This is a genomic window from Pseudomonas sp. 24 E 13 (assembly GCF_900004715.1).
Lineage (GTDB): Bacteria > Pseudomonadota > Gammaproteobacteria > Pseudomonadales > Pseudomonadaceae > Aquipseudomonas > Aquipseudomonas orientalis_A.
Map to the genome: position 1 here is coordinate 1 of NZ_CVTO01000055.1, position 3194 is coordinate 3194.

A 3194-nucleotide genomic window follows, 5' to 3' on the forward strand; every position below is an offset into this window, starting at 1 on the left:
GCCCCGGCTTCCGGGCCGGTTGTACCCGCCGCCGGCACCTCGGCCGACGGTGTCAACATCAACCGCGTGCAAGGCCTGCCGGACAGCCAGTTCGTCTCCAACCCACAGAAATACCTGATCGAAACCAACCCGCAGCTGACCAATCTCGGCCAGTTCCTCAGTTCCGATTACATGCTGTCCAAGCTCGGCTACGACCCCGACCAGGCGCAAAAACGCCTGGGCGACGGCCTCTATGAACAGCGCCTGATCCAGCAAGCGGTCATTGCCCGCACCGGCCAGCGCTTCATCGACGGCCAAACCAGCGACACGGCGATGTTCAAGTACCTGATGGACAACGCCATCGGCAGCCGTCAGGCGCTCAATTTGTCGGTGGGTGTAAGCCTCACCGCCGAACAAGTCGCGGCCCTGACCCACGACATCGTGTGGATGGAAAACGCCACCGTCGCCGGCCAGCAAGTGCTGGTGCCGGTGCTCTACCTGGCCCAGGCCAACAACCGCCTGGCGCCCAATGGCGCGTTGATCACCGGCAGCGACCTGAGCCTGGTCAGCGGCACCGACCTCACCAACGTCGGCACTCTGCGTGCCACCCAGAACCTGGCCGCCAGCGCCGGGCGCAACATGGTCAACAGTGGCCTCATCGCAGCGGGCAACCGTCTCGACCTGCTGGCCGGCAACAGCCTCACCAACCGCGCCGGCGGCATCATCAGCGGGCGCGACGTCAGCGTGCGCGCGGTAAATGGCGATGTGCTCAACGAACGCACCGTCACCAGCCACCAGAGCAGCAGCGGCTATCGCACCGAACGCACCGACTTCGTCGACAACGCCGCGCGCATCGAAGCCGCCAACAGCCTGACCCTGCAAGCCGGTCGCGACGTCAACAGCACCGGCGGTGTACTCAAGAGCGGTACCGACACCCGCATCCAGGCCGGGCGTGACGTGAACCTCGTCACCGCCGAACAACGTAACGCCAATGTCGTCAGCACCTACTCACGCAGCAGCAACGTGACCCAGTACGGCACGGTGGTAGAAGCCGGGCGGGACTTCCAGATTGTGGCGGCACGGGACATCAGCGCCATCGGCAGCCAGTTGAATGCCACGCGTGATCTGGCGTTGGTGGCCAAGGGCAATGTGAACCTGGCTTCGGCGGCGAATGAACAGCATTCGGCGTTTAATTCCAAGAAGGTGACCAGCAAAGAGGATCACGTTCAGCAGGTAGGCACCTCATTGGTGGCCGGCGACAATCTCTCCCTGAGTGCAGGCAACGACCTCGCCGTCAGCGCCAGCCGCGCGAGCGCGGGCAAGGAAGCCTATCTCTATGCGGGCAATGATCTGACGCTGAACGCCGCCCAAGACAGCGACTACAGCTACTACCGCAAGACCAAGACCAGCAACGGCTTGCTCTCCAGCAGCCAGAAGACGCGCATCGACAGCAGTAACCAGATTACCCAACGGGGTTCCTCCATCAGCGCCGACACGGTGGTCGTGCGTGCCGGTCGAGACATCGGCACAAGCGCCAGTGACGTGGTGTCCACGAACGCCACCAGCCTGATTGCCGGGCGTAATGTGGTGATCGACGGCGCGACGGAAACCTTCGAGCAAAGCCATTCGTCCTCGACCAAAAAATCGGGCTTGATGAGCAGCGGCGGCATCGGCGTTACGTTGGGTTCAAGCAGCAATAAAAACACCCTCACCAGCAGCACCGAAACCACCCGGGCCAGCAACATCGGCAGCGTGCTGGGCAGCGTGGATATCCGGGCGGGCAAAGACCTCACCATCAAAGGCTCTGACGTGGTTGCCGGTAAAGACATCAGCCTGGTTGGGCAAAATGTCAGCATCCTGGCGTCCGAAAACAACAACCGCAGCGAACAGACGGCCAAAAGCAAAACCAGTGGTTTGACCCTGGCACTCTCCGGCACCGTGGGTAGCGCGGTGGACTCCGCTTACCGAACTGCCAAGCAAGCCAAAAGCGAGGACGACGGTCGCCTCTCGGCGCTGCAAGGTGTGAAGGCGGGTTTGACGGGGGTGCAGGCGTGGCAAGCGGCGCAGCAGAATGGCGGCATGACCGGCGCCAACGCTGGGCAGTTTGTAGGTATCAGCATCTCCCTGGGGTCGCAGAAGTCCGACTCCAAACAGACGCAGGAACAAACCCTCAGCCAGGGCAGCAACCTGACGGCGGGCAATAACCTCACCATCGTGGCGCAGGGGAATGGCACGCCGGGAGACGCCGGTGATATCCGCGTTCAAGGCAGCAAGCTCCAGGCCAGCAATGAAATGACGCTGGCTGCGGAGCGCGATATTCGCCTGGAGGCTGCGGCCAACAATCAAAAGCTCGATGGCAAAAACAGCAGCAGCGGTGGAGCGATTGGCATCAGTCTGGGCGTGGGTTCCGGAGAAAGTGGCCTGAGCATCTTCGCCAATGCGAACAAGGGCACCGGCAACGAGAAGGGCACCGGCACCACCTGGACGGAAACAACGCTGGACGCCGGCAAACAGGTCAGCCTGATCAGCGGACGAGACACTGCCCTCAAAGGCGCGCAAGTCAGTGCAGACAAAATCACCGCCACCGTGGGTCGCGACCTCACGCTGCAAAGCCTGCAGGACACCGATAACTACAAGTCCAAGCAAACGGATGTCAGTGGAGGCGTCAGCTTCGCCATCATCGGCACCGGTGGCAGTGCAAACCTGAGCATCAGCAAAAGCAAGATCGACTCCAAATACCAGAGTGTGCAGGAGCAGACCGGCCTGTTCGGCGGCAAGGGCGGCTACCAGATTGATGTGGGCAACCATACGCAACTCGATGGCAGCGTGATCGCCAGCACGGCTACGCCGGACAAAAACCGCCTGAACACCGGTACGCTGGGATGGAGCGTTTTAAAGAACAAGGCTGAGTACACAAGCCAATTGCAGAGCGCCAGCATCAGCAGTGGCAGCGATGGCACCAACGCGTTCATCAGCAATATGCCCACCGGCAGCTTGGTCGGATTCAACCACGGCGACAGCGACAGCGGCACCACGTCCTCGGCCATTTCCAACGGCACCCTCAACATCCGCGACCCTGCCAAACAGCAGCAGGACGTGGCAACGCTGAGCCACGATGTTGAACACGCCAACGGCGCCATCAGCCCCATCTTCGATAAGGAGAAAGAGCAGAAACGGCTGCGGCAGGTGCAGTTGATTGCGGATATTGGCACTCA

The 3194-nt window shown here is 61.6% G+C and carries 1 protein-coding gene; it reads left to right on the plus strand.

Annotated features, from left to right (window positions below):
• Window positions 1-3194 (plus strand): hemagglutinin repeat-containing protein (locus tag BFP90_RS02260; protein WP_176718006.1); only part of this gene is annotated, 3194 nt, incomplete at both ends.